The 25,834-nt window shown below is 72.2% G+C and carries 24 protein-coding genes, 1 tRNA gene and 1 pseudogene; 10 read left to right on the plus strand and 16 right to left on the minus strand.

Annotation, left to right across the window (positions count from 1 at the left end):
* Window positions 1-28: 28 nt before the first annotated feature.
* Entirely contained in the window at window positions 29-1,312 is a 1,284-nt protein-coding gene (locus AB0D32_RS00265; protein WP_357082384.1) for a glycosyltransferase family 87 protein, read from the plus strand.
* Between the two features lie 408 nt (window positions 1,313-1,720).
* Here AB0D32_RS00265 and AB0D32_RS00270 read toward each other — a convergent pair.
* The 4 genes and pseudogenes from AB0D32_RS00270 to AB0D32_RS00285 form a co-directional block, all read right to left on the minus strand.
* A pseudogene (locus AB0D32_RS00270) lies at window positions 1,721-1,999 on the minus strand (hypothetical protein); the annotation flags it as partial.
* Window positions 2,000-2,687: 688 nt separating this feature from the next.
* Window positions 2,688-3,416, minus strand: coding sequence for a YcnI family protein (locus AB0D32_RS00275; RefSeq protein WP_357082387.1), 729 nt, complete (start codon window positions 3,414-3,416; stop codon window positions 2,688-2,690).
* Window positions 3,417-3,432: 16 nt separating this feature from the next.
* Entirely contained in the window at window positions 3,433-5,097 is a 1,665-nt protein-coding gene (locus AB0D32_RS00280; RefSeq protein WP_357084134.1) for a copper resistance protein CopC, read from the minus strand.
* An 84-nt stretch (window positions 5,098-5,181) separates the two neighbouring features.
* Window positions 5,182-5,826 carry a zf-HC2 domain-containing protein gene (locus AB0D32_RS00285; RefSeq protein ID WP_357082390.1) on the minus strand — a complete coding sequence of 215 codons (645 nt, stop codon included), beginning with the start codon at window positions 5,824-5,826 and terminating at the stop codon, window positions 5,182-5,184.
* Window positions 5,827-5,933: 107 nt separating this feature from the next.
* Here AB0D32_RS00285 and AB0D32_RS00290 point away from each other — a divergent pair, with 107 nt between their 5' ends.
* The 4 genes from AB0D32_RS00290 to AB0D32_RS00305 are packed head-to-tail and all read left to right on the plus strand — an operon-like array spanning window position 5,934 to window position 8,874.
* Complete coding sequence (locus AB0D32_RS00290) at window positions 5,934-6,524, plus strand: sigma factor-like helix-turn-helix DNA-binding protein (RefSeq protein WP_357082393.1); 591 nt, start codon at window positions 5,934-5,936, stop codon at window positions 6,522-6,524.
* Window positions 6,525-6,555: 31 nt separating this feature from the next.
* Entirely contained in the window at window positions 6,556-7,080 is a 525-nt protein-coding gene (locus AB0D32_RS00295; protein ID WP_357082396.1) for a MauE/DoxX family redox-associated membrane protein, read from the plus strand.
* A complete protein-coding gene (locus AB0D32_RS00300; RefSeq protein ID WP_357082399.1) occupies window positions 7,073-7,789 on the plus strand; it encodes a thioredoxin domain-containing protein in 717 nt (238 codons plus the stop codon). Before AB0D32_RS00295 ends, AB0D32_RS00300 begins: the two co-directional genes overlap by 8 nt.
* On the plus strand, window positions 7,786-8,874 hold the full coding sequence (locus tag AB0D32_RS00305) for a hypothetical protein (protein WP_357082402.1): 1,089 nt from the start codon (window positions 7,786-7,788) through the stop codon (window positions 8,872-8,874). Before AB0D32_RS00300 ends, AB0D32_RS00305 begins: the two co-directional genes overlap by 4 nt.
* Before the next feature lie 156 nt (window positions 8,875-9,030).
* On the opposite strand, the gene AB0D32_RS00310 is transcribed toward AB0D32_RS00305, so the two are convergent.
* From AB0D32_RS00310 to AB0D32_RS00325, 4 genes are read right to left on the minus strand one after another with little or no spacing between them, the layout of a single operon-like run.
* On the minus strand, window positions 9,031-9,792 hold the full coding sequence (locus AB0D32_RS00310) for an ABC transporter ATP-binding protein (protein ID WP_357082405.1): 762 nt from the start codon (window positions 9,790-9,792) through the stop codon (window positions 9,031-9,033).
* Window positions 9,789-10,559 (minus strand): cobalt ECF transporter T component CbiQ, encoded by a 771-nt coding sequence (gene cbiQ / locus AB0D32_RS00315; protein WP_357082408.1) that lies wholly within the window; start codon window positions 10,557-10,559, stop codon window positions 9,789-9,791. Before cbiQ ends, AB0D32_RS00310 begins: the two co-directional genes overlap by 4 nt.
* A 6-nt stretch (window positions 10,560-10,565) precedes the next feature.
* The gene (locus AB0D32_RS00320; RefSeq protein ID WP_357082411.1) at window positions 10,566-10,958 is read right to left on the minus strand and encodes a PDGLE domain-containing protein; all 393 of its coding nucleotides are present in this window, start codon (window positions 10,956-10,958) and stop codon (window positions 10,566-10,568) included.
* On the minus strand, window positions 10,955-11,671 hold the full coding sequence (locus AB0D32_RS00325; RefSeq protein WP_357082414.1) for an energy-coupling factor ABC transporter permease: 717 nt from the start codon (window positions 11,669-11,671) through the stop codon (window positions 10,955-10,957). The genes AB0D32_RS00320 and AB0D32_RS00325 overlap by 4 nt, the downstream gene beginning before the upstream one ends.
* Before the next feature lie 612 nt (window positions 11,672-12,283).
* On the opposite strand from AB0D32_RS00325, the gene bcp reads away from it, so the two are divergent.
* From bcp to AB0D32_RS00340, 3 genes are all read left to right on the plus strand, one after another.
* On the plus strand, window positions 12,284-12,760 hold the full coding sequence (gene bcp / locus AB0D32_RS00330; protein ID WP_357082417.1) for a thioredoxin-dependent thiol peroxidase: 477 nt from the start codon (window positions 12,284-12,286) through the stop codon (window positions 12,758-12,760).
* Between the two features lie 79 nt (window positions 12,761-12,839).
* A tRNA-Leu gene (locus tag AB0D32_RS00335) sits at window positions 12,840-12,922 on the plus strand.
* A 68-nt stretch (window positions 12,923-12,990) separates the two neighbouring features.
* Window positions 12,991-13,530, plus strand: a complete 540-nt coding sequence (locus AB0D32_RS00340; protein WP_357082420.1) for a GNAT family N-acetyltransferase — start codon at window positions 12,991-12,993, stop codon at window positions 13,528-13,530.
* A gap of 8 nt (window positions 13,531-13,538) precedes the next feature.
* Here the strand turns inward: AB0D32_RS00340 and AB0D32_RS00345 are convergent, their stop codons facing one another.
* Both AB0D32_RS00345 and AB0D32_RS00350 read right to left on the minus strand, forming a co-directional pair.
* A complete protein-coding gene (locus AB0D32_RS00345; RefSeq protein WP_357082423.1) occupies window positions 13,539-14,357 on the minus strand; it encodes an MOSC N-terminal beta barrel domain-containing protein in 819 nt (272 codons plus the stop codon).
* A 4-nt stretch (window positions 14,358-14,361) separates the two neighbouring features.
* Window positions 14,362-15,195: a class I SAM-dependent methyltransferase gene (locus AB0D32_RS00350; protein ID WP_357082426.1), complete on the minus strand. Its 834-nt coding sequence runs from the start codon at window positions 15,193-15,195 to the stop codon at window positions 14,362-14,364.
* A gap of 119 nt (window positions 15,196-15,314) precedes the next feature.
* Between AB0D32_RS00350 and AB0D32_RS00355 the strand changes: the two genes are divergently transcribed.
* Together AB0D32_RS00355 and AB0D32_RS00360 are read left to right on the plus strand one after the other, a co-directional pair.
* Window positions 15,315-16,382, plus strand: a complete 1,068-nt coding sequence (locus AB0D32_RS00355) for an LCP family protein (protein ID WP_357082429.1) — start codon at window positions 15,315-15,317, stop codon at window positions 16,380-16,382.
* 213 nt (window positions 16,383-16,595) lie between these two features.
* Window positions 16,596-18,041, plus strand: a complete 1,446-nt coding sequence (locus AB0D32_RS00360) for a sugar transferase (protein ID WP_357082432.1) — start codon at window positions 16,596-16,598, stop codon at window positions 18,039-18,041.
* A 12-nt stretch (window positions 18,042-18,053) separates the two neighbouring features.
* Here the strand turns inward: AB0D32_RS00360 and AB0D32_RS00365 are convergent, their stop codons facing one another.
* From AB0D32_RS00365 to AB0D32_RS00390, 6 genes are read right to left on the minus strand one after another with little or no spacing between them, the layout of a single operon-like run.
* Window positions 18,054-19,313 (minus strand): DUF1501 domain-containing protein, encoded by a 1,260-nt coding sequence (locus tag AB0D32_RS00365; protein ID WP_357082435.1) that lies wholly within the window; start codon window positions 19,311-19,313, stop codon window positions 18,054-18,056.
* Window position 19,314: 1 nt separating this feature from the next.
* Entirely contained in the window at window positions 19,315-20,583 is a 1,269-nt protein-coding gene (locus AB0D32_RS00370; protein ID WP_357082438.1) for a DUF1800 domain-containing protein, read from the minus strand.
* Window positions 20,584-20,611: 28 nt separating this feature from the next.
* A complete protein-coding gene (locus AB0D32_RS00375; protein WP_357082441.1) occupies window positions 20,612-21,856 on the minus strand; it encodes a hypothetical protein in 1,245 nt (414 codons plus the stop codon).
* Entirely contained in the window at window positions 21,853-23,064 is a 1,212-nt protein-coding gene (locus tag AB0D32_RS00380) for a glycosyltransferase (protein ID WP_357082444.1), read from the minus strand. The genes AB0D32_RS00375 and AB0D32_RS00380 overlap by 4 nt, the downstream gene beginning before the upstream one ends.
* Window positions 23,064-24,548, minus strand: a complete 1,485-nt coding sequence (locus AB0D32_RS00385; RefSeq protein ID WP_357082447.1) for a hypothetical protein — start codon at window positions 24,546-24,548, stop codon at window positions 23,064-23,066. The genes AB0D32_RS00380 and AB0D32_RS00385 overlap by 1 nt, the downstream gene beginning before the upstream one ends.
* The gene (locus tag AB0D32_RS00390) at window positions 24,535-25,617 is read right to left on the minus strand and encodes a glycosyltransferase (RefSeq protein WP_357082450.1); all 1,083 of its coding nucleotides are present in this window, start codon (window positions 25,615-25,617) and stop codon (window positions 24,535-24,537) included. The genes AB0D32_RS00385 and AB0D32_RS00390 overlap by 14 nt, the downstream gene beginning before the upstream one ends.
* Window positions 25,618-25,834 lie beyond the last annotated feature (217 nt).

Below are 25,834 nucleotides of genomic sequence, written 5' to 3' on the forward strand. Positions count from 1 at the left end.
GCGCGAGGTGACCGCTAGGGTTTCCCCCGTGCCAGCCGAACCCGCCGCACCGCCCGCCGTCACCGACGACGACAACGGTGGCCGTACGGTCCGTCGGCTCGTCGCCGTACTGGCGCTGGCCGCCGTCCTGCCGGCGCTCTACCTGCCCGGCACGGTGCACGACTTCTTCGACCTGAAGATCTACATGCGGGCGATGGACTGGTGGGCGGCCGGCAACCCGCTCTACGACTACGTGCAGCCCGACCGGGTGCAGGGCGAGCTCTACTTCACCTACCCGCCGTTCAGCGCGCTGCTGCTGCGTCCGTTCGCGCTGCTGCCGCTGGGCGCCACGGTGACGATCTTCACGGTCCTGACCGGACTGGCGGTGGTGGTGACCACCCGCTGGCTGCTCGCGCCCGTGATCGCCCGGCACGGCCTGCCCCGTGTGTTCACCCTCGCCGTGGCGGTCCTGCTGGTGCTGGCCGTCGAGAGCACCCGCGAGACGATCACCTTCGGTCAGATCAACATGCTGCTGGTCGTGCTGATCCTGGCGGACCTGCTCTTCGCCGTACCGGGGAAGAGCCGGTGGGCCGGCGTGGGCGTCGGGCTGGCGACGGCGCTCAAGCTCTTTCCGGGCATCTTCATCGTCTACCTGCTGGTGACCCGCCGGTGGCGGGCGGCGGCGGTGGCGAGCGTGACGGCCGCCGCCGCGACCCTGCTCGCCGCGGCGGTCGCGCCGCGCGACTCGTGGCGGTTCTGGACCCACGAGCTGTGGGCGACCGACCGGGTCGGCCGCACCGACTACACCGGCAACCAGTCGTTGTTCGGCCTACTCAGCCGCATCACCGCGCCGGAGAAGCCGGGCCAGTTGGGCTGGCTGCTGCTGGTCACGGTCGTCGCCGGGTACGGGCTGTGGCGCGCCGCGCGGGCCGCCCGGGCGGGGGACGCGCTCACCGGCCTCGCCCTCACCGGGCTGGTCGGCTCGCTGGTCAGCCCCATCACCTGGACCCACCACATCTACTGGTTCATCCCGGCGGTGGTGGTGCTGGCGGACGCGGCGTTGAGCGCCGACCCCGCGACCGGCAGGGGTGCCCGTCGGCGCAGGTGGCTGGTGGGGCTCGCCGTCGGCACGTCCGCCCTGATCGTGTACGGGGTGGTCACCTTCCACGACTGGGGGATAGCCCCGGTGCGTACGGACTCGCCGGTCGAGTTCCTGGTGCGCAACACGTACGTGCTGCTGAGCCTGCTGCTGCTGGTGACCCTGCCGATGCGGCCAGGAGGCGGAAAGTCGCGCCAAAAGGACACTCTTCCCGAGTTGCCCCTTCACCGCTAATCTGGTCGCAACCACCTCAGACGTCTCTCGGGTAGCACCGATCCCCCGGTGAGGGCGGCCCTCCGCGTCGGCAGCGCGGAGGGCCGTTCGGCGTCCGACCCCGCCCCGGGACCGGGCGCCGTTCCGTGACCCCGGACGGCCACCCGCACTCCCTGACCGAGCCTGGGCGGGTGCGGGTCAGCGCGGGGCGTCCGGCGACTCTTCTTCACCGGCGTCGGGAGCGGCGGGACGGAGGCGTCCTCGCGGGGCGACCGGGTCGGCCGCTTCCTCGGGGGCGACGGGCGGCCAGGCCAGGGTGAGGTTCACCTCGGGTGGCGGCGACGCCGGTTCGCCTCCGTCGAGGTCGGCGAGCGTCTCGGGGCGGCGGGCGGGCACCGGCCCGATCGCCGGCCGGGCTCCCGTGGCAGCGGCCCCGACCGAGGCGAGCTGCCGCCCGGCGACGCGGGAGCGGTCGCTGTCCCGGGTCGGCTGCGCGCCGAGGCCGCTGAGCGAGGTCACCCCGAGGCGGCCGGCGAGCACCGGCACCTGGTCCGGCTCGACCACGAAGACCACCTCACGGGGGCGCACCGGACGCAGCAGGAGCAGGGCCAGCGCCACCGCCAGCACCCCGCCGGCCAGCAGCCCGGCCGCCACCGGGCCGGTCCAGCCGGTGCGCAGCCCCGCGCGCAGCTCCAGGCTCAGGTCGGCCCGCCCGTCGGGACGCATCACCACCAGGCTCAGCCGCCGGTCGGCCAACTCCTCCGGGGACCACTCCAGGGCGCCGATCCCCTCGCGTACCCAGAAGGGCTGGCCGATCGGCCCGGCGGACGGCGCCGGACCGACGGACGGCGCGGGACCGGCGGACGGCGCGGGACCGGCGGGCTCCAGCCGGACCGGCAGCGGGCCCCGGGCCAGCACCACCCGGCGGACCTCGGCGTGCGGGACCGGGTCGAGCCAGCGCCGCACCTCGTCGGCGGGAGCCAGCCCGACGAAGGCCGGGCCGTCGGGCGTCCGGGCCTCCAGCCGAAGCCTGGCCTGCCCGGCGCGGGCGAACGGCGCTTCGGCCCGCAACAGTTCGTCGACGTCCCGGACGACCACCGCGTGACCCGAGGCCCGCACGGTCTCGAACCGGGCACTGAAGGCACCGCCCGGGTCGGCCTGCCGGGCGAGCAGCGCGAGCGCCCCGCCGGCGAGCAGCGCCGTGATCCCGACCGTCAACAGCAGCATTGCGGCGAGCACCCGCACGAACCGCATTCGCATCGTCCCCCTCCGTAGCCGGATACCCGGCCGACCTTACCGACGCGGAGCGACCGATCAGCGGATATCCACGGTACGGGCCGGAAAGCAGCCGGCCCGTCGGATCGTCCGACGGGCCGGCGAGCGGTACGGGTGACGCCTACGACGTCGGCGTCCGCCGCGTACGCGAGAACGCGAGCCCGCCGAGCAGCAGGCCGCCCACGCCGGCGACCAGGCCGGCGACGGCGAGCCCGGTGGCCACCCCGGCACTGTCGGCGTCGTCATCGTCGGCGTCGGCGGCCTGCGGCGTGGCGGCGCCGGTGGGTGCGGCCGACGGCGAGGCCGCCGTGAGGGTGAGCACCGGGGCAGGGCTCTCCGGCTCCTCGCCGCCGGGGGTCGGCTCCTCGATCCACCGCTGCACGTTGCCGTCGGAGTAGGTCTGCAAGGTCTTGAAGACCATCGTCTCCACCTGCGGCAGCGGCCCCAGCGAGATCGGGAACTCCTGGAACTGGCCGGGCTTGACCCCCGCGTCCCCGGCGGCCGTCCAGGTCAGCTTGGAGACGACCTCGGTGAGCTGGCTGCCGTGCACCTCGACCGGCGGGTCGACCTTGCGCTTCTCCACCGCCACCGTCCAGCCGGGCACCGGCATGGTCGACACGGAGCCGACGGGCGCGTTCTCCGGCAGCACCACCTCCACCTTCGTGGTGGAGGCCGTGTCGCTCTCGTTGGGCACCCGGAACGCGAACCGGCCGTATCCGCCCTGGGTCGCCTCCTGCGGGTTGACCGAGACGTGGGCCGAGGCGGGCGCCGCGAAGCCGAGGACGGCGGTGGCGACGGCGCCGAGCGCCAGGGCTGCGGCGACGCTTGCGGTACGCCGGTGACGGATCATGCTGCGAGCCTTCCTGTTATCTGATCGGCACGGTGGCGGTCACCGTGGCCTGGTCGATGTCCGACGTACGGACGGTGATGCGCAACTGCCACTCCCCCGCCGCCGGGAAGTTGATCTCGCCGGTGGCGTGGTTGTCGGTCAGCGGCAGCAGCGGAACCTGGATCGCTTCGATCCCCGCCGCCGGCAGGGCGGCCGTGGCCCGCCACTCCACCACCGGCTGGGGCCGGTTGTCCTTCGTGTACGCGTAGAAGTGCACGGTGTTGTTGCCCCGCTCGGCCGGGTCCAGCTCGATCTGCAGCGAGTAGTTCGGGCTGGACAGCGTCGTGGAGAAGTAGCGGTCCGGCGCACCGGCCACGTCGGCGCCCGCGGTGCGGGCCGGGGTGGTCTGCACCAGCACGGCGGAGAGGCCCAGCACCACCGCCGTGATCGCCAACTCCGCCCAGACCGCCCGCCGCATCGACGTCGGCCGGCCGGCCGCGGTGCGCCGGCGCACCAACTGCCGGGAGTACGCGGCCACCGCGATCACCAGCACGAAGAGCCCGATCTTGCCCAGCACCAGCCGCCCGTAGGTGGTGTCGACCAGCGCGCCCGGGGTGGCCACCTCAATGAGCGCCTGGACGGTGCCGGCGAGCAGCAGCGCCGAGACGGCCAGCGCCGCCCAGCGTGACCAGATCGGCAGGATCGCGTCCAACTCCCGCTCGTCTGCCCGGGGCAGCAGGAAGACGGCGAGCATCACCAGCCCGCCCAGCCATACCGCCATGCTGCCCAGGTGGACGGCGTCGACGACGACGGAGACCGCCGGGGCGGGCGAGGCCGCCGGGTGCCCGGCCAGCGGCCAGGTCACCAGCGCCGCCGCACCGAGCACGCCCAGGATGACCAGGTCGCTCCGCTCGACCGGCCCCGCCATCAGGGGCCGGAGCAGGAACGCCGCCGCGGCCAACAGGCCCAGCCGGACCAGGTGCGCGGCGCCGAAGGAGCTGCCCAGCACGTCGCTCAGACCCTGGCCGGTCACGTCGAACACGCCACCGCCGGCGGTGTAGGGCACCTGGAGCAGGAGGGTCGTCACCGTGGAGGCTGCCAGCAGGCCGAGCCCCGCCCAGGCCAGCCGGGCCGGGCCGGGCCGGGGCAGCCGCCGGGGCCAGAGCACGGCGAGCACCAGCGCCGAGCCGACGAGCAGCAGCAGGCCGACGTAGCCGGCGTACTTGGCGACCTTGATCGCGTTGCTGACGACCGGGTCGGCCCGGCTGTCGTTCCCGCTGTCCACCGGGGGCGTCGAGGGGGCGCCGACGGAGTAGGTGAACGCGCCCGAGACGGGGTGGCTGTCGGCGGAGATCACCCGGTAGCTGACCAGGTACGTGCCGCGCGCGCCGGCCGGGTCGACCGGGACGGTGACCACGGTGTCCTCGAAGCTCGGCTCGCCCCGGTCCGCCCGGGAGCCGTCCGGCGCGATCACCCGGATCTTGCCCGGCACCTTGCGCACGGACTCGCTGAACGTCAGCACGACCTCCGACGGCCCGTTCGACACCACCGCCGAGGCGATCGGGCTGCTGCTCGCCAGCACCGCATGGGCACTGGCGGGACCGGCCGGGGCGACCAGCAGGGCGACGACGGTGACCAGCAGGCCGGCGGTGGCGATCAGCCGGGCGATCCGGCGGCGGTTGGCGACACTCATGCCGGCAATGCTCTCGGATGCGACCCGCCCCGCGCGACTCCGGCCATGCCCACCCTCGCCGGAACCCACCCGCCCGGCCCCTTCGGTGCGACGTCAGCCATGGCGGGCCTGGAGTGCGGTCGACGGCCGGCGGCCCGGCTCGTCGCTGACCCGTCCCAGCGCCCACAGCAGCCCCGCCTGCACCACGGCGGCCAGGTGGCCGACCTCGTGCACCAGGGCGGTCGTCGAGTTGGCGATGTCCACCGCACTCGTCCCGGCCAGGCAGACCGCCAGCACCAGCGCCACCGGCACGAACGCCCGGGCCCGCTCGGGCCGCCACGCGGCCAGCGCGAAGCCGACGGCCAGCGCCACGTCGAAGGAGGCCATCTCGCGGCTGGTGTGCGGGTCGACGGTCACACCCAGCCCGGCGAGCAGCACCGGCAGGGCGATCGCCAACTGGGCGACCGCGGCCACCGCGACCGCCACCCGCAACACCTGGCGGCGGGCCGCCCGGGCCGTCGCCCGCGTACGCCCGGCCGCCCGCGGATCGGCGGCGACCGCCGCCAGCACCGAGGCTGTCAGGTCGGGCACCGCCACCGACTGCACCCGGACCAGCCGGGTAACCTGCTCGGCCCGGGCCAGCCAGGCACGGCAGCCGGGGCAGCTCTCCGCGTGTGCGTCCAGCACCGCCGGCGCCGCCAGCGGATCCTCGCCATCCAGCCGAGCCGACAACGCCGCGCGTACGTCGTCGCATGTCATGTGGGGGTAGTCGTCCGGCGCGCGGGAATAGTTCCCGGGGTGGCGCAGGCCATGGAAGGGCCGAAGGACCCTCCCCCGCCCAGCCGTGCCGCGTAACCTGAACTGTCGTGATCCCCGCCCCACGCGAGACCCCCGCCGCCGGTCCGGCCGCTGACGCGGTCGTCGCCGCGCGGGAGTCGGCGACCGAGTGGGCGCTGGCCGCCCGCGACGGGGACCCCGTCGCCCAGGCCGCGTTCGTCCGGCTGACGCAGGCCGAGGTGTGGCGCTTCACCGCCGCGCTGGTCGATCCGGACAGCGCCGACGACCTGACCCAGGAGACCTACCTGCGGGCGTTCCGGGCGCTGCCGGCGTTCGAGGGACGATCCACCGCCCGCACCTGGCTGCTGGGCATCGCCCGCCGGGCCTGCGCCGACCACCTACGCACCGTCGTCCGTCGCCGCCGGCTCGGCGAGCGGCTCGCCGCCAACGCCTGGACCGACCAGCCGCACCCGGACCCCGTCGGCCAGTTCGGGGCCGCCGACCTGGTCCGCCGGCTGCCCGCCGAGCGGCGCGCGGCGTTCGTGCTCACCCAACTGCTCGGCCTGTCGTACGCCGAGGCCGCCGCCGTGGAAGGGGTGCCGGTGGGCACCATCCGCTCCCGGGTGGCCCGGGCCCGCAACGACCTCGTCGAGGCGGTCGGCGACGCCCTCGCCGGATGACCGGGAACTTCCGCCGGGAACGGGGCGACCAATGATCGTGACCGCACCGCACACCCCGGCCGCCCGCTGGCCCGTCGTCCGCCCCTGGCTCGGCGTCGCCGCCCGGCTGGGCCTGGCCGCCGTGTGGCTGGTCGCCGGCGGCAGCAAGGTCGGTGACCTGGCCGCCTCCGGCCGCGCCGTCAACGCCTACCAGGTCATGCCGTACGACCTCGCCACGGTGATCGGCGCGGCGCTGCCCTTCGTCGAGCTGGCGCTGGGCCTGCTCCTGCTGCTCGGGCTGGCCACCCGACTGGCCGCCGGGGTCTCCGCGGCACTGCTGGTGGTCTTCGTCGTCGGCATCGTCTCCGCCTGGACGCGGGGCCTGGCCATCGACTGCGGCTGTTTCGGCACCGGCGGGCAACTCGCCGAGGGCCAGACCCCGAGCTACCTCCCGGAGATCCTCCGGGACCTGGGATTCCTGGCACTGGCCGGATTCCTGCTGATCTGGCCCCGCACCCCCGTCTCGGTGGACGGCTGGCTGACGGGGAACACATCCGTGGAGGACGAGGATGAGTAGTCGCAAGGGGCGGAAGGACGCCGCCCGGGTGGTACGCGAACAGTTGGCCCGGGAACGGCGGCGCAAGCGGACGCTCTGGCTGTCCGTGGCCGCCGTCGCCGTCCTGGTGATCGCCGGCCTCATCGGGTGGAGCGTCTACTCCAGCCAGCGTTCCGACGACTTCACCCCGCCGACCGGCTCGAACGAGGCCGGCACCGGGGTCGTCGTCGGCTCGGGACCGGTGACCCTGGACGTCTACGAGGACTTCCTCTGCCCGGCCTGCAAGCAGTTCAAGCAGACCAGCGGCCCGACCATCGACCAGCTCGTCAGCGAGGGCAAGGTCCGGGTCGTCTACCACCCGGTGGCGTACCTGAACCGCTTCTCCAGCACCCAGTACTCGACCCGCTCGTCGGCCGCCTCCGGCTGCGCGGCGGAGGGCGGCCGGTACCGGGAGTACGCCACGGCGCTGTTCGATCGGCAGCCACCGGAGGGGGGCGCCGGGCTCAGCGACGCCGAGCTGACCGACATCGCGGCGGGTGCCGGCCTCGACCGGGACGGCTTCGCCTCCTGCCTTCGGGAGGGCACCTTCAAGCCGTGGACCGAGCACGTGACCGAGGAAGCCAGCAAGGCCAACATCACCGGCACCCCGACGATCCTGGTCGACGGCAAGGAGGTCGCCGACCGCAGCCCCGAGGGGATCAAGGCGGCGGTGGAGGCGGCCGGCAGGTGATCCGCGACCTGTTGACCCGCGCCGGGCTGGTGCTCGTCGGCGCGCTGACCACGACCGTCGCGTTCGCCGGGCCAGCCGCCGCGCACGGCGCCGACGCCCCCGACGGCACCGACTACCGCACCGAGGTGAGCGCGGTCGACCCGGCCCTGCCCGCCGTTCGCGTACGGGTCGTCGAGGCGGGCGCGCGACTGGAGCTGACCAACACCGGTGACCGCGCCGTCGAGGTGCTCGGCTACTCCGGCGAGCCCTACCTGCGGGTCGGCCCCGACGGCGTGTACGAGAACACCCGCTCCCCCGCGACGTACCTGAACCGGACCATCGCCGGGGACACCAGGCTGCCGGCCGAGGCGGACCCGGCCGCCCCACCGAACTGGCGGCGGGTCGACGACTCCGCCACCGTGCGCTGGCACGACCAGCGGGCGCTCTGGCGGGAGTCGGCGCCACCGCCGCAGGTGCGCGCCGCGCCCGACCGGGAGCACCGGGTGCGGAACTGGACGGTGCCACTGCGCGCCGGCACCGAGGCGGGGGAGATCCGCGGCACCCTCGACTGGGTGCCGCCGCCCGACGCGTACGTCTGGTGGGTGGCCGCCACCGTCGGGCTGCTCGCCGTGGGGGCGCTCGGGCTGTTGCCCGCCGGTTCCGGGCCGGGCAGGCGGGCGCTGGCCGGGCTCGGCGGACTGCTGGTGGTCGGCGGGCTGGCTGCGGTGGTGTTCACCGTGGGCCGGGAGTTGGACGCCGGCGCGCGGGGCGTCGGCGGGGTGCTGACCGGCCTGCTGGGCGGGCAGGTCTGGGCGCTGCTGACCGGGCTCGGCGCCATCGCCGCCGGAATCTTCGCGCTGGCCCGCCGCCCGGCCGCCGACTTCGCGCTGGCGTTGGCCGGGGCCTGCCTGGCGCTCTTCGCCGGGGTGGCCAACGCCGCCGTCTTCGCCCGCGCCGTAGCCCCCGTGCCCTGGCCGGCGACGACGGCCCGGATCCTGATCGCCCTGATCCTCGTCGCCGGCGCCGGCGCCACCGCAGCCGGCGCCCTCCGCCTCCACGCCACCTCCCGCCACCCCACCCCAACCCCAACCCCAACCCGCCCTTAACCCACCCCCGCGCCCTGCCCGCTCCCGCGCCCCACCCCACCCTGCCCCGCGATCTTGCACTTTGGGCCCTCGGGATGGGCGATGAGCGGCTTTTGTCGGGGCGGAAAGTGCAAGATCGCCGCGTCGACTGCGGGCGGGGCGGGGGACGGGGGCGGGTCAGTGGGGGGTGGGGGTGAAGCCTTGGGGGAGTTCAAGGCGGTGGTGGGAGAGGAGGTTGGTGTCGGCAAGGATGTCCGGGGTGGCGCCGTCGGCGACGATCCGGCCGGCGTCCAGGATGACCGAGCGGTCGCAGAGCTCCAGGGCGTACGGCAGATCGTGGGTGACCATCAGCAGCGTCACCGGCAGGGCGCGCAGGATCCCGGCCAGTTCGCGGCGGGCCGCCGGGTCCAGGTTGGACGACGGCTCGTCGAGGACCAGGATCTCCGGGTGCATGGCCAGGACGGTGGCGACCGCGACCCGGCGCCGCTGTCCGAAGGAGAGATGGTGGGGGGCGCGGTCCCGGTGCTCGCCCATCCCGACCGCGGCGAGGGCCTCGTCCACCCTTGCGGACAGCTCCGCCCCGCGCAGCCCCAGGTTGGCCGGCCCGAACGCCACGTCCTCGGCGACGGTGGGCAGAAAGAGCTGGTCGTCCGGGTCCTGGAAGACGATGCCCACCCGGCGGCGTACCTCGGCGAGGATGGCGCGGTCCTGGCTGACGGTCAGCCCACCGACGCTCACGCTCCCCTCGGCCGGGGTGAGGATGCCGTTGAGGTGCAGCACCAGCGTGGTCTTTCCCGCGCCGTTGGGGCCGAGGAGTGCCACCCGGTCCCCGCGTGGCACGGTCAGGTCAACTCCGTGCAGGGCGACGTGCCCGTCCGGGTACGCGTACCGGACGCCACGGACGTCCAGGGAGAGTGCGGTCCGCACGGCTCCGATCATGTCAGCACGACGGCCGTGGCGGCGACGGTGGCCGCCAGGACCGGCACGGTGGACGCGAGCAGCCACTGCCCGGCCGTCGCCACGCCCGGCCCCTGCCACACCGCCGGCATCCGCCCGGTGTAGCCGCGCGACAGCATCGCCAGGTAGACCCGTTCGCCGCGCTCGAACGCGCGCAGGAAGAGCGCGCCGACGCCGGCCGCGAAGCCACGCAGCTGCCACAGGAATCGCGGGTCGTCGCCGCGGGACACCCGCGCCACCCGCATCCGGCGGGCCTCGCCGACCAGCACGTCCAGGTAGCGCAGCATGAACGTGGCGATCTGGGTGAGGATCTGCGGGCAGCGCAGCCGGTCCAGGCCCACGATCAGGTCCCGGGTCGTCGTGGTCGAGGCGAGCAACAGCGACGCGAGTACGCCCAGCGTGCCCTTGGCGACGATGTTCCACGCCCCGAAGAGCCCGTCGGACGACAGGCGCAGGCCGAGCACGTCGACCCGCTCACCGGCGCCGAGGAACGGCAGCGCGACGGCGAACAGCACGAACGGCAGCTCGATCAGCGACCGGGTGAGCAGCCATCCGGGCCCCACCCGGGCCAGCGCCGCCACGACGGCGACCAGCAGGGCGTACGCGCCGAAGGCCCAGAACGCCTCGCGCGGCGTGGCGACCACGGCGAGGGTGAAGACCACCATCGCCGCGATCTTGGCCTCGGGCGGGAGCCGGTGCACCGGTGAGGTCGTCTCCCGGTACAGCACGTGTGCGTGCCCGGCACCCATCCGCCGTTACTCCCGACCCGTCGTGGCGGCGGGGGTGTGCTCCGGGTCGGCCGCGTCCTCGCCCCGGGGGCCGCGGCGGCGGACCAGCCACAAGGCCCCGCCGGCGACGGCGAAGGTGAGCAGCACGCCGAGCACGCCCGACAGGCCGGTGGAGAGGAACTCGTTGTCGATGCCCGCCACGCCGTAGTCGGCCAGCGGCCCGCCGACCTCGTGTTCCCTCTCCCGCTGCGCGGGACAGCTGCCGCCGGTGATGTTGTCGTCGGCGTCGAAGGTGCAGCCCTCACGCAGCGACGAGTCCAGCCCGTCCGGATGGGACGAGGCGAAGCTGCTCACCACCCCGGCGAGGAGCAGGGCCACCAGCAGCCCGCCGACGACGAAACCCCAGAGACGCTTCCTCACCGGACACCTCCGACGGCCGGGACGGCGGGCGCGGACGCCGGGCGCAACCCGCGCAGCGCGTAGACGAGATCGGGCCGGACCTTGGCGACGGTGACCACCGTGGTCGCGGTGATCAGGCCCTCGCCGATGCCGATCAGCAGGTGCACGCCGGCCATCGTGCCGGCCAGCCCGCCCAGGTTGCCGCCCAGGTCGGTGGTGCCGCCGAGCCAGTACTGGAACACGAAGCCCATCGACGCGACCACCACGCTGACCAGCGCGGAGACGAAGGCGGTCACACCGAGGCCGGCGGGGGTGCGCGGCAGCACGCGGAGCAGCAGCGCGATCAGCAGGTACGCCGCGGCGGTGCCGATCACCGCCATGTTGGTGATGCTGAGCCCGAGCATCGCCACGCCGCCGTCGCCGAAGACCAGCGCCTGCACGACCAGCACCACGGTCAGGCAGAGCGCGCCGACCCAGGGGCCGACCAGCATCGCGGCGAGCGCCCCGCCCAGCAGGTGGCCGCTGACGCCGGCGGTGAAGATCGGGAAGTTGAGCATCTGCACGGCGAAGATGAAGGCGGCGACGAGCCCGGCCATCGGGGCCAACCGGTCGTCCAGTTCGCGCCTGCCGCGCAGGACGCAGAACGTCATCGCGATCAGCGCCACCGCCGCGAAGACCGCCGCGACGGGACCGTCGATGATCCCGTTCGAGATGTGCATCGCCAGGTTTTCCACGTGACCTCCCACGCGTCGGCGGGCCCGTCCAGGCCGTTGACGGCAGTCTATTTACTGAGCCCAGCTGTTGCCAATAGTTGGCAACAGGGCGTCTTCCCGATCGCGAATACCGCCGCCCCGCCCCCGCCCCACACCGGCACCGGCATCATCCGAGCCATTGCCCGACGCGGCGCCCCGTTGGTGCGCTGCCGGTGGCGCTGTCGAGCTGCCCGCACAGATGGGGCAGAGCTGGCCGCACCGCTTAGCGACGCCGGTCCCATGGGTGGGGCAGCTCGACAGCACACCAACAGGGCCTCGGTGGCTGGCACCGACAGGCGCGCCCCCAGCGACGCCGGTCCCATAGGCGGGGCAACTCGACAGCACACCAACAGGGCCTCGGTGGCTGGGGCCGGGCAGGCGCGCGCCCGGCGTGCCGCCCGTCAGCAGGCGGCACGACCGGCCCGGCCACCGTGCGCGCCGCACTCCCTGCGGCCACCGTGCGCTCCGCGCCCCCTGTGTCCCGCACCCCCAGCGGCCCACGACGCAGGGACACGTCGAGCCCCCGAACGAGAGGCGAGTGGCCGAGCCGGCGTGCCGCCCGGGGGCGGCCGGGGCCGGCGGTAGGGTCGTGCCATGACCGCGCCCGACCGCCTCTCCCCCGGTGACCCCGCGCCGGAGTTCAGCCTCCCCACCGACACCGGCGACACGCTCTCGCTGGCCGACCTGCGCGGCCGCAAGGTCGTGCTGTACGCCTACCCGGCGGCCATGACGCCCGGCTGCACCAAGCAGGCCTGCGACTTCCGTGACTCGCTCGCCTCGCTCCAGGCGGCCGGCTACGAGGTCGTCGGCATCTCGCCCGACAAGCCGGAGAAGCTGGCGAAGTTCCGCGAGCGCGACGCCATCACCTTCCCGCTGGTCGCCGACACCGACAGGTCCGTGCTCACCGCGTACGGCGCGTACGGCGAGAAGCAGTCGTACGGCAGGACGGTGACCGGCGTGATCCGCTCGACCTTCGTGATCGACACCGACGGGAAGATCGAACGCGCGCTCTACAACGTGAAGGCCACCGGTCACGTCGCCAAGCTGCGCCGGGATCTCGGACTGGACTGAGGCCGCCGCCGCACCGGGTGCCGCCTACGGCGGCCGGCTCACCACCGGTGCGGCGCGACACTCTAGACTCAGCGGGTCGGCGGGAGTGGCGTAATGGCAGCCGCGGTAGGTTTAGGTCCTATTGTCCGAAAGGACGTGGGGGTTCGAATCCCCCCTCCCGCACCGAACACCCCCTGTCGGGCTCATCACGATCCCGGGTCGACGCGGGCCGGCGCGGTCAGGATTACCGGGTGACCCTGCGCTTCGTCCTCGACCCCGAACTGACCCCCGAGCTGCGCGAACTGATCGTCGCCCTCTGGGTCGACGTCACCAACGCCGGCGGGGCGGTCGGCTTCGTCGCGCCGGTCACCGCCGCCGACGTACGGCACATGGCTGATCCGACCTTCGCCGGCATCGCCGAGGGCCCGGACCGGCTCCTGTTGGGGTACGCGGGCGAACGGCTCGTCGCCGCGCTGATCTTCTGCGACAACCGGTTCGACCTGAAGGCGCACTGGTGCGTGCTGAAGCGGGTGATGGTCCACCCGGACACCCAGGGCCACGGGTACGGCCTGGCGCTGATGCGCGAGGCCGAACGCCTCGGCCGGGAGATGGGCCGGGAGGCCCTGCACGTGACCGTGCGGGACGGGCTGGGACTGGACCGGTTCTACCGGCGGCTCGGCTACCGGGAGGTCGGCCGGCTGCCCGGCGCGCTACGGGTCGCCCCGGGCGACGACCGCGACGAGCTTCTCATGTGGCTTGACCTCACCGCCCCGCCGCCGCCCGCGGGCTGAACCGTCGGTCAGCCCTCGACCACCAACTCGTCGCCGACAGCCACCTGCCCCGTCGTGGTGGGGACGAGGTGCAGTCCGAAGAGGAGCTTCTGCCCGACGTTGCGGTACCGGCCGAGGGTGCGCAACGGCTCCTTCCCGCGTACCCCCGACTCCTGGTCGGTGGTGACCACCACGCAGCGTTCGCACGGCCCGGCGGCGCGGAAGCGGACGCCGCCGATGCGCAGCGGGCGGCCGGCCCAGTCGTCCTCGGCCCAGGCCGACGCGCCCTCGACCACCAGGTTGGGGCGGAACCGCGCCATCGGCACGGGCTCCTCACCGGCCTCGGCCAGCCAGTCGTTGAGCGCGTCGAGCGAGGCGGCGCCGGCCAGCAGCAGCGGATAGGCGTCGGCGAAGCTGACCTGGTCGCCGGTATCGTGCTCGCGGTCCCCCGACGGGATGTGCCGGGTCGGTCGATCGAGCCAGACCAGGCGGGCCACCCGGCCCAGAAACGCGCTGATCCAGGCGTCCGCCGACGGGCCGGCGGGGAGCGCGGGGACCGGCAGCTTCCGGTTGCGGAAGGTCCGTACCGTAACCGGTTCGCCGCCGGCCGGCTCGGGCACGGCCAGGTCGGCGTGGCCCTCGGCCCGCAGCAGCAGTCCGCCGTCGTGGGGCGTGGCGCGGAGGGCGACCAGGCGCGTCGTCTCCCGCTGGGTGACGCCGAGGCCGTCACCGTCGACGATCATCCAGCGCCGGTCGCCGGCCAGGCCCCACGGCTCGACGGGCGCGACCTCGTGGTCGCGCCGGTGACAACCCTTGACGGGGTACGTGTGGATCGCACTCAGCCGCACCCGCTCACCATGCCACGCCGATACCGTCGCCCGGGTACCAGTGGTTGGCCGGGGTCTCCCGGTAGGCGAGGAACTTCCGGCCGGTGCGCTCGGCGTGCTCGGCGAGGACGTTGGTGGCGGTGACGTTGTCGGTGAGCAGGATCGCGCCGGGGGCGAGCCTGCCCTCGACGGCCTCGAACTCCCGCTTCTCGTGGGCCCGGCTGTGGTCGCTGTCGTGCAGGAAGAGGTCGACCGGCCGGTCCAGCGCGGCGATGGAGGCGATGGAGTCGCCGATCACCAGGTCGACCACCTCCGACCAGGGCGCCACCCGGGCCAGGTACCCGGCCTCGGGGTTGATGTCCAGTGAGGTGACCCGGCCGGGATGCCCGTCGGCGGCGTTACGCAGCAGCGCGGCGGCGAGCACGCAACTGCCGAGCCCCTTGTCGACGCCGGTCTCGACCACGTGCGCCGGCTTCGTGGCCCGCACGATGGCGTACCAGCCGATCCGACGGGCGTAGCGGACCTGCTTGTCGGCGAGGCCACGGCGGGCGGCGCCGGCGGTGGCGGACTCGATGTGCCGACGCAGCGCGTCGTCCGACTCGATCTCGGCGAAGTACGCGCGGACCTGCGTGACGGGCACGTCGCAGACCACGCTGACGAACCAGGCGAGGTGGTGGCGGCTCAGTGTGGTCAGCTCGTACGTGTAGTTGTGGTGTTCCCGGGAGGTGACCAGCCAGCGGGCCGAGGTGCGCAGCACCTTCACGTCGTGGCGGGCGACTCGGGCCAGGCGCTTGGGGAAGGCCGCGACGGGGGCGAGGGGGGTGCGGGCGATGGCCCGCCGGAGTTTCGTTGCGTCCACGAGAGGGTTCTACCAGTCGAAGACGGACCACTGTCGGTGAAAGTTTTGATTCACGAGGCGGACCCATGGTGCCCAGACGGGGGTACGCGGGCCGGAATCGGAATCAGTAGCATCGCGCCATGCGCCATCGTGAGGAGTACGCGGAGCCCGAATCCCGGTTTTTCGACGAGCCGTCGGCAGCGGAACCGACCGGCGAGCCGCGCCCCCGGCGTCGCCGGTGGCGGCGCGTCGCCCTGATCACCTTCCTGGTGGTGGCGCTGCTCGGCGGTGGCGGCCTGATCGCGGCGGGGCTCTACGTCCGTTCGATCGACTCCGACATCGAGCGCGTCGACGCATTCGACGACGTCCCGGATGCCTCTCGTCCGCAGGTCGTGGCCAAGGGCGCCATGAACATCATGATCCTGGGCAGCGACTCCCGCGACCCGGAGAGCAGTTCGGGCTCCCGGAGCGACACGATCATCCTGGCTCACCTGCCCAAGGACCGGTCGAGTGCCCAGCTCATCTCGATCCCGCGTGACACCTGGGTGCACGTGCCCAAGTCGGCGCGGGGACAGGGCGGACGGGACGCCAAGATCAATGCCTCCTACGCGTGGGGCGGCATCCCGCTGATGGTCCAGACGGTGGAGAAGTTCACGGGCGTCCGGGTGGACCACGTGACGATGGTCGACTTCGCCGGCTTCAAGGAGATCGTCGACGCCCTCGGCGGCATCGAGATCGACGTCGACCAGAGCTTCACCTCGACCCACTCGCTCAATCCCGATGGTCGCCGGGAGTTCGTCAAGGGTCGACAGAGCATGGACGGGGCCGCCGCGCTGGACTACGCCCGCGAGCGCTACGCCTTCGCCAACGGCGACTTCGCCCGCATCAAACACCAGCAGCAGGTGATCAAGGCGATCCTGGACAAGGCCGCCTCCGGTGGCGTGCTGGCCAACCCGGGCAAGCTGAACTCGTTCGTGAAGGCCACGGCGAACGCCGTGGCGGTGGACAAGTCGATGTCCCTCGTGGACCTGGCGATGGAGCTTCGCCACCTCAGGAGCGGAAATCTCGGGTTCTTCACCTGCCCCACCAAGGGAACGGGCCGGATCGGCAGTGAGAGCGTCGTCCTGGCGGACACGGCGAAGGCGAAACGCCTCTTCGACGCGGTCCGCCGCGACTCCGTCCCGGAGATCCTGACCGCCGGAAAGTAGGAGTCCGAAATGCCGTACCGGCGATGGCGAGGCAGTTGACCCGGCCGTATCCTGCCCTGGCGCCTTCGGTCGTCACGCACGTCAGGGGGCTCACGGGGAGGACCAACCATGTCAAGCCGACCGGCCATGGGCCGCCCGGTTCCGGGCACCACAGACCCTGACGGCGCACCGCGCCACGCAGCGTGGCCACAGCGTGGCGCAGCCGACGGCGAGATGCTCGCTGCGGGCCTCTCCCTCCAGCCGACGAGCGGTCCCGAGGTCACCGCCCCGCCCCGCGCCGGTCTCGACACGACCACGGTGCTGCCGTACGCCGGATCCCGGGCCTCCACGCGCACGCGCTGGCTGCGGGCCTGGATGGTGACGGCCCCCGTCGACGTCGTCGCGCTGCTCGCCCCGCTGCTGGTGACTCAGAACTACTGGCGCGGGACCCTGGCCAACGCCGTTCTCACGGTGGTCATCTTCGCGGCCGGCGGGCTCTACCGGGCGCGCCGCGACCTGAGCATCCTGGACGAACTCCCGAGCCTCGGCGGGCGGCTGCTGGCTTCCGCCGCGGTGGTGGCCATCATCGCGGCCGAGCGGCACTCCTCGGTGTCGTACGTCGGCGGGTTCATGCAGGACGTCGCGATCGCCGCCGGGTTGGTGATCGTGGGCCGAGCGTTCAGTCGGATGCTCATCATCGTCGCGCGGAAGCGTCGGTGGGTCGAACACAACGCCATCATCATCGGTAGCGGCCCGATCGGCGTGGAGCTCGCCCGGCTGCTGCGCCGCTATCCCCAGTACGGCCTGCGGTTCGTCGGCTGTGTCGACGCCCCGTCGCGGCAGAGCGTCGGAGCGGTTCCACTGATCGGCACCCTGGCCGACCTCGAAAAGCTCGCCACGATGCTGGAGTGCGACGTCCTGGTCATAGCCGACCCGGACTGCCCGGAGTCGACCCTGATGGAGATCCTGCTCCAGCCGGCCAGCTCGCGCTGCGACCTCTGGGCGGTGCCGCGCCTCTGGGGATCCCGCTCCCAGGGCGGATATCCCGACCACGTCGGTGCCATCCCGATCGTCAAGATCGGCGACACCACTCTCTCGGGCCCGCGGTGGGCCACGAAGCGGGCGTCCGACGTGCTCTTCGCCGCAGTGGCGCTGATCGTGCTGAGCCCGGTGCTGCTGCTCTGCGCGCTCGCCACGTTCCTCGACGGCGGCCGTGACATCTTCTTCCGGCAGGAGCGGATCGGCCGGTACGGCAAGCCGTTCAACGTCATCAAGTTCCGGTCGATGCGCCCGGTGGACGAGCACGAGTCGCAGACGAACTGGTCGATCGCGCACGACCGTCGGGTCGGGCCAATCGGCCGGTTCATGCGCCGCACGTCGCTGGACGAGCTACCCCAGCTCTGGAACATCCTGCGTGGGGACATGAGCGTGGTCGGGCCGCGGCCCGAACGGCCGTACTTCGTGGAGAAGTTCTCAGCCGAGTATCCCAACTACGCGATGCGCCACCGGGTGCCCGTCGGGCTCACCGGGTTGGCGCAGGTCAGTGGGTTGCGCGGCGACACGCCGATCTCCGACCGGGCGAGGTTCGACAACTACTACATCGAGAACTGGTCGCTCTGGCTGGACGTGAAGGTCATCCTTCGGACCGCCGCAGAGGTGTTCCGGGCGGGTGGCCGCTGAGGGGCCCCGTCCTCAGCCGGCAGCCAACAACGGCAACGGCTTCGTCCGGTACCCACCGCCGACGTAACGGTCAGGATCGGCGCCGAGCACCGACGTCAGGACGGTGCCGAAGACGTCACGGAAGTCTGTCGTCACCTTCAGGTCGCCATCGTCCAGATCGGCCAGGCTCGGCTGCTCACCGTAGAACCCGCCGGCCACCTCCGGGCCCAGTACGAACACCGGGCCCGCCGTCCCGTGGTCGGTGCCCTGTGAGGCGTTCGCGCGTACCCGCCTGCCGAACTCGCTGTAGACGACCACGGTCACCTGACGGCCAGCCTCCGTCCGCGCCATCCTCGTGACGAAGGCCGACAACGCCCGGTCGAGCCGGCTCAGCAGACTCTCGTGCCCGGCCCGCTCCATCGCGTGCGTGTCGAAGCCGTCGAGGCTCACCGAGTAGACCTGGGTGGGCACGCCCGCCTCGATACAGCGGGTCACGAGCGCCAGCTGCGTCTCCAGGACACTCCGGGTGCCTGGCCCCGTCGTCAGGACCTCTGCCTCCTCGCTGGCCGGGGAGGCAGAGGTCTGATGCTGTTCGGCTCCGCGTACCAGCCCCTCCACACGCAGCAGGTCCCGGTAGGCGCCTGCCGCGCGAGCCTGCAACTCCGGCTCGCCGGGCTCGCTCTGCCCGAGAGCCGCCACCATGTCGACGGTGATCCCAGGGGGTAGCTCCATCCCGCCGACGTTTACGCAGGATCCCGCTCGGGTCTCCCCCGCAAGCACCGGCGGCAACACCGGCTCGAAGCTGACCGCGGCCTCCGGGGAGGCATTCGTCCCGTCGAGCCAACGGCCCAGCCAGCCCGTGGTGACCGGCTCGACCGGCGAGGCGGTCTGCCAGATGTCCATGGACTTGAAATGGCTGCGGTCCGGCTTCGGATACCCCACACCCAGGACGATCGCCATCCGCTTCTCGTCCCAGAGCCGCTTCATTCCCCGCATGACCGGATTCAGGCCCAGGGCATCGTTCAGGTGCAGCACCTTGCCGGCGTCGTACGCCAACTCCGGCCGGGCGGCGTGGTAGACGGATTCCGCATAGGGGACGACGGTGTTGAGGCCGTCGTTGCCGCCGTACAGCGTCACCAGGACGAGCTTCTTCGTCCTGGCGGCAGCGGACGGGTCCGCCGCCGCGGTGCGCAACAGCTCGGCGAGGCCCATCCCGCCCACACCCGCCGCAAGCGCGCCGCCCGCGACCACTCCCGAGGCGAGGAGGAAACGACGTCGAGTCAGTGCATCCATGTCACGTCACCAGGTAATCCGGGCTCACCAGCCCAAGTATCAACAACAGCCGCCGATCCTGCGTGCCCCGCAGCACGTTGTACGTCCGATTCGTCCACCGTTCGACGCAGAGGAGGTAGGCCAGGTTCTCGGGCGTGAGCGAGCTGACCGACACGTGCTCGGCGAGGGTGCCGGCGAGACGCAGCCGGACCTGTGCGGCGGCGGACGTCAACCAGGCGCCACCGGCGGGCCAGCCGCCCACGTTGGGGGGAGCGAACGGCAGTTGACCCAGGCTCTCCAGGTCACGGAGAACCCTCTTGCGGGTCTCCGGCGGGAGGTTCGACGGCCGCAGCCCCAGTTGCCGCATGGCGCCGACGAACCACTCGACCGGCTGCTTCACCATCGTGCCGCCGGTCGCATGGAACGCCTCGTCGCCGAACAGTGCCCGAAGCATGTCCAGGGGCTTGGGAAACGCCTGGACCATCTTGTCCTGAAGTCGCCCGGGGATGGCTTCGGTGGCCGAGCCGTAGCGGTACCAGAGGCGGGCCGCGATGAATCGCGGGCAGGCGTCCTGCGTCAGCAGGAGTTCGACGAGGCTGTCCGCCGCGAAGTGCCCCCTGCGGCCGAGGATGTTCTTGCTTCCTGCGTCGTGGGCCCGCGGGTCGAAGACCGAACTGCCCTTGGTCAGGCTGAACCTCCAGCCGGTGAGCGCTCGCCCCGCCTCCTTGATGTCCTTCTCCGTGTACTGCCCGATCCCGAGGACGAACAGTTCGAACAACTCGCGGGCGAGGTTCTCGTTGGGCGCCTGCCTGGTGTTGAGATGGCCGTCCAGGTAGTGGTTCAAGGCCGCGTCGGTGACCATCTTCCGCGACATGGCCTTGAAGTCGGGGGCGCTGCGGAGGGTGCGGTGCTGCTGAAGCATGAGCTGAGGGCTTCGCACCTTCTTCACCGAGGTCGCCCAGTGCCCGTGCCAGAAGAAGACCAGCTTCTCGACGGCCTGGTGGCTGGCGACCGTCATCCGGTTCAGCCACCACTGGGTGATCTGCTCGGTCTGGGCCGTCCGGAGATCCTCCAGCTTCACCTTTTCCTCGTAGGTCAGGTCGCGCTTGCCCGCGTACGCGTCCGGTCCCAGGTTCGGGATGGGGGCGCTCATCGCACCGACATCCGGCCCGGGTGGCGCGACAAGCGCCGACAGCGCCGCATCGTAGCCTGCCTGACGCGCCGCGGAGAGCTCCACGGCCGTCGCGCCGAAGCCAGCGCGACGCAACAGCAGGTCGATACCGTCGCTCATGACTGCCAACCTAATCGAGAGGAACGTGTCACGAAAGTTTGGCGGCTGCCCCCTGGAACGTCGACTGTGGTCGCTGACCAGCACGCAACGCCAGAACGACGACGGAGTAGACGAACATTCCGACGGCTGAGCCGACCAGGTAACCAGGCGCGCCGAACCCGGCCGTCAGCAACGGCGCGGCGAGCACCGTCAGGAAGAGCATGACCCAGCGGGCTCGTAGGAGAGCGTTGAACTCCCCTCGCACGAATCTGCTCAGGGAGCAGCCGTAGGAGAACCCGAGCGCCGCCTTCTCCACACCGGCCGCGAGCAGGACGAAACCCACGGGGATGAAGGAAAACGCGGGGACGAGTTCCCGCCCGACGAGCACCGCCGCCCCGAGGACGACCGCGCCGGCGGTTATCAGCGCCAAGGCAAGCATCCCGTCGCGGAAGTCCTGCCGTCTGGACGTGCTGACCTCGGATTTCCGCTGGTACACGAGCACCCGGCGGAACGTGATCGACACGAATGCCAGCGGCGCGAACAGCTGCTGCACGATGCGGATGACGCCGAGCGTGGCCGCCCCGGCGACGAAGGCGGTGGCCTGGATGGCGAGCACCGGCGTCAGGCCCACGAGGAAGGCGTCGAGCGAGGCGGCACCCATCGCGCCCCGCCGCGACCGCACCCAGGCCAACAGGCCGGTGAACATCGGCCGCCGGTGGATGTGGCGGGCGGAGGCGAGGAAGAACGCCGCGTTCACGGCGGCCCACGACACGCAGACGAGCAGGGGCGAGTGGGCGGCAGCAAAGACGATCATCAGTGCCAGTTGGGCGGCCAGCCACGCGGCCGTCTCCACGAAGACGGAGCGGGCGGCCCCGGCGGCCACGCCGGCGGCACGACCGATGTCCAACGCGATCGCGAAGGGAATCCCGGCCGCGTAGGCGACCGACAACGCGAGCGACCCGCCAGGCACCGCGAGCGCCGACGCCACCGCCACGGCCGCACCGATGAGCCCCCCGGCCAGGGCGGCGGCCACGGACCACTGGCAGTCCGACCGCTCAGCCGCCCGCTCGGCGTGGGCCGAACTCAGCAGCGTCGCCTCCGCGAGCGACCGCTGCAGGACGCCGCAGGTCAGCTGGAACACGAGCATGGCCGGCGCCGTGGCTCCGACCGCCGACAGGTCGCCCGCGTACCCCAGGGAGAGACTGAAGATCAGGCTCGTGCCCATGAGAGCGAGCTGGCCCAGGGTCAGGGCGAGCCGCGCCCAGTTCCGCGCTCCTCCCGTGGTACCAGTCATGGCTGCCGCCTGCCGTTCCCGTCACCGGTGCCGGACAGCACCCGGCGGGTGGCGGCGGCGACGCCCTGCACCAGCGGCATCGCCGCCCCGGGTGCGGACGGGGCGCGGTACGACGTTCCTCCCAGCAGCTCTCCGAGTGTGACCGCGGCTGCCTCGGGGTCCTGGAACTCCGCGAACGCGTAGTCACCGCCGGAGACGGCGGCCGCTTCGGGCAGGCCGCCCAGCGGCGAGACCAGCATCGGTTTCCCCGCGCGCCCGACCTCGACAGCGACCCGCCCGAACGGCTCCATCCACTTGGAGGGAATCAGGACGACGTCCACGGACTCGCAGAAGGCGTCGACGGCCATGTGCCCCGGCAGGCGGATGTCGAGCCCTTCCGACCGGGCCAGGTCCACCAACGTCCGCACGTAGTCGGCCTGCCCCTCTCCGGCGACGACCATGCTGACTGCCTTGCCCGTGTTCCGCCGGTAGGCGGCTGCGGTACGAATAGCGGCTTCGATGCCCTTCACCGGACTGACCCGGCCGATGTACCCGATGACCACCTCCCGGCCGTCGCCGCGCCGTGGCGCCCGTACCGGCTCGGCCGGACCGATCAGCGGATAGGCGACCAGGCTCGCGGCCGGGGTGGTCAGGCCGGAACTGACGAGCTCGTCCCGGACGAAGCCGGAGACGCACACGCTCACCGCGGAGGGCGGGGTGGCGTTACGCATGATCCGCGCCTTGATCCGGCACTCCCCACAGACCGTCTCGCAGCTGCGCGAATCCTTGAGCCTGGAGCGGCGCCAACAGGTGTCACTCAGGTCGTGGAAGACCCGGACGTACCGCACCCCGCGGGCCTTCACCCAACGCGGCAACCACGGGCCGGTGCGCGAGACGTTCGTCGCGACGACGACGTCGGGTCGGAAGCTCTCGATCCTGCCTGCCAGACGCGACGCGTTCCAGGGCAGGAGCCACGCGCTCAGGAATTCCAGCCCTCGGCGTAGCTTGGTGTCCGCGTGCACGCGCCGGGCGAAGGGCCTGCGGACGGCGTGCACCGTGAGCGGGCCGTCGACGTACGAGGACTCGACGGCGGCCGGCACGAAGACCGACACCTCGGCGAACCGGGCCAGCTCCAGCGCCGCCGCGCGGGCGGAGCGCTCCGCGCCGCCGACGTCCTCCGGCCACCACCAGTCGGCCAGGAATGCCACCCTGGGCAACGGATCATTCATCAGCGCAGCTCCACGAGCTTGGTCGATTCGCCCACCGGAGGACGGTCGTCCGCGGGTTCGGGCGGGCGGGTGGCGCCCCAACGCGGGCCGGACCAGGCCACGACGCCCAGGATGAGCACCGCGAAGGCGGCGCCGACGAACGGAATCTGCGCGCCCAGGGGACCACGCAACAGCCCGATCTGGAACGCGGCGAACATGACCGTGAGAGCGGTCCCCAGACTGGCCGGCGATCCGGTCAGCGCGCGGTCCAGTCGGCGCGCGAGCCTGCCGTAGAAGAAGAACAGCACCACCACGCCGACGAAGCTGAACTCCAGGTACGTTTCCGCCCAGAACGGCAGGGCCAGGTTCTGGAACTCGTAGCCTCGGCTGTCGGCTACGGCGTTGCCCGCCGGGATCGCCTTTCCTTCCCACCAGGATCGGGGCACCCAGAACAGCAGTGCCGAGACGAGGTGGTGCCCCCAGGTGTGGCCGTTGACGCCCGCGTGGTGGACGGCGTTCACGGTCTGCTGGAAACCGTCGAAGTCCCAGGTGTAGTACGCGTCCAGGCCCAGCCGCAGGTCGCCGCGCGAGCGCTCGTTGCGGAAGAGGTTTGCCAACGGGTAGACGACGGCGAGCCCCAACAGCATCCCGACCGAGAACAGTGTCCGCCAGCGTTGCCGCTCGAAGCGCACGAACGCGAGGCCTGCGGCGAGCAGCACGCCGAAGGACGCGAACCGGTTGGCGGACAGCGGGTTGTTGTAGATGAGGTTGAGAGTCACCGCGGCGCCGGTGGTGATCAGCAGTATGGTCCTCGCCCTCGAGTCCGCGTGGTTCCGGCTCCTCCAGCAGAGCAGACAGAACACGAGGGCGACGGCGCTCACGGCAGCCGGGAAGGTGCTGAGCAGCCCGAGCAGTGCCAGATCCTGTTGGCTCTTCAGCCCCGCCTCGGTGATCGCGCGCTGCAGATCGTCGCGGCTGCCGAACCTGACGGCAAGCCCGCCGGTCATCGGAAGGCAGCCGACCGCCAGGACGACGGCGACCCCGGTCACGACGACGGTCTTCTCGATCGTGAGTCGGGTACGCGGCGACGTGGTCGGCCGCGGGGCGGGAAGGCTGCGGGTGTTGCCGGCCCAGTACGCCACGACCGCCAGCAGGAGGATGACCTGCGCGCTGACGTGGTGCTGGTCGAGGGGCAGGTCGGGCCAGGGCAGTCGCCGGTCGCGGATCTGCAGCAGCGGCGCGAAGCCGACCCAGACCGTCACGAAGGCCCAGAATGTGACAGCGACCGGAGTGAACGATCCGGAGAGGGTGGTCTTGTAGAGGGCCGTCAGGCACACCGCCACCACGACGAGGCCGAGGACACCGGCGACGGTCGGGCGGGGAAGCACGGTGGTGACAGCGAGGAGCGCGACGACGGCGATCCCCGCGACGGCCGCGACGACAGATGAGGCCGACGTGCGCTGCGTGTGCCTGGCGGGTGGCGACTTCCGCTCAGGACGACTCATCGGAGACCCACGACGCCACCTTCGCCCTGAATGTGGAAGAGGAGAACGACTCGGCGTGGGCGCTGATCCGGTTGCGCTCAAGTCCGTCGACGTGCCGCAGCATCGCGGCGTACTCGTGTGGGTCGCTCGAGTCGATCAGGAATCCGGTCTCCCCGTCGACCACCGTCTCCAGCACACCACCCCGGCGCAGCCCCAGCACCGGGGTCCCGCAGGCCATGGCCTCCACCGGGATGATGCCGAAGTCCTCGTGCGTGGGGAAGAGCAGCGACCTGGCTCCCCAGTACAGTTCGCGGAGCCGTTCCCGGGACGGTTGACGCTCGAAGGTGACCGGAACCCTGACCCGCGCCGCCCGGCGACGGAGGGACTCCTCCTCCGGACCCGAGCCCGCGATCACCAGCGGAAGTCCCGCGGCGTCCGCGATGTCGATCATCAGATCGAACTTCTTGTACGGGATCCAACGCCCGACGCCCAGCAGATATCCGCGTTCCTGCTGCCGCTGCGGTGCGGGGGCGGTCGCGAAGTAGTCGACGTCCACCGGTGGATGGATGATGCGGGCGTCCCGCTTCCAGAATCGCTGGATCCGGGACTGCACCTCGCGCGAGTTCGCGGCGTAGCTGTCGACGTGTCGGCTCAGCCGGACATCGGCCGTACGGAGGACGCGCCGCGGAAGACTGAGCAGACCGTTCGATCCTCGGCTGTCGAAGTCCGGGCTCCAGAGATACCGGGCCGGCGAATGGATGTAGCTCAGGTAGCGCGTGTCCGGGGATGACCCGATCTTCACGGTGTGCGCGAACGCGTGGCTCGAGGAAACGACGACGTCGAACTTCTCGCGGGTCAGGGTGCGCCACGTCAGGGGCATGAGCGGCAGCGCCAGCGCCTTCGACCGCCGCAACGGCGTGCGCGCGAGCCACGACTCCTCGAAGTCGAGCCCGCGCCGGGCGTCACGATCGCGCCACAGCACGAACCCCTTCGCGTCCGGCAGCACCTCGCGGATCTCGAGAAAGACGTTCTCGGACCCACCCGTGGCGCCGAACCACTCGTGCACCAAGGCGACCGACTTGCCTGCCATCAGTGGAGCGTGCTCGCTCCTGGGGGCAGGATAGACCTCGGTGATGTCCGTCCCCTTCCTCTGATCTGGCAGAACCCGTCGTCCGGCTACTAGGCCGCGGCGTCTACCGTCGCCCGGCCACGGTGGACCAGGGGCAGGACGTACGAGGGCCGTACCAATAAAGCCGTTCCCACCGGTTCTGTCAACCACACCGATCTCGCGCCGTCGGGGGGTGCGT

The organism is Micromonospora sp. NPDC048170, assembly GCF_040652795.1.
Taxonomy (GTDB): domain Bacteria; phylum Actinomycetota; class Actinomycetes; order Mycobacteriales; family Micromonosporaceae; genus Micromonospora.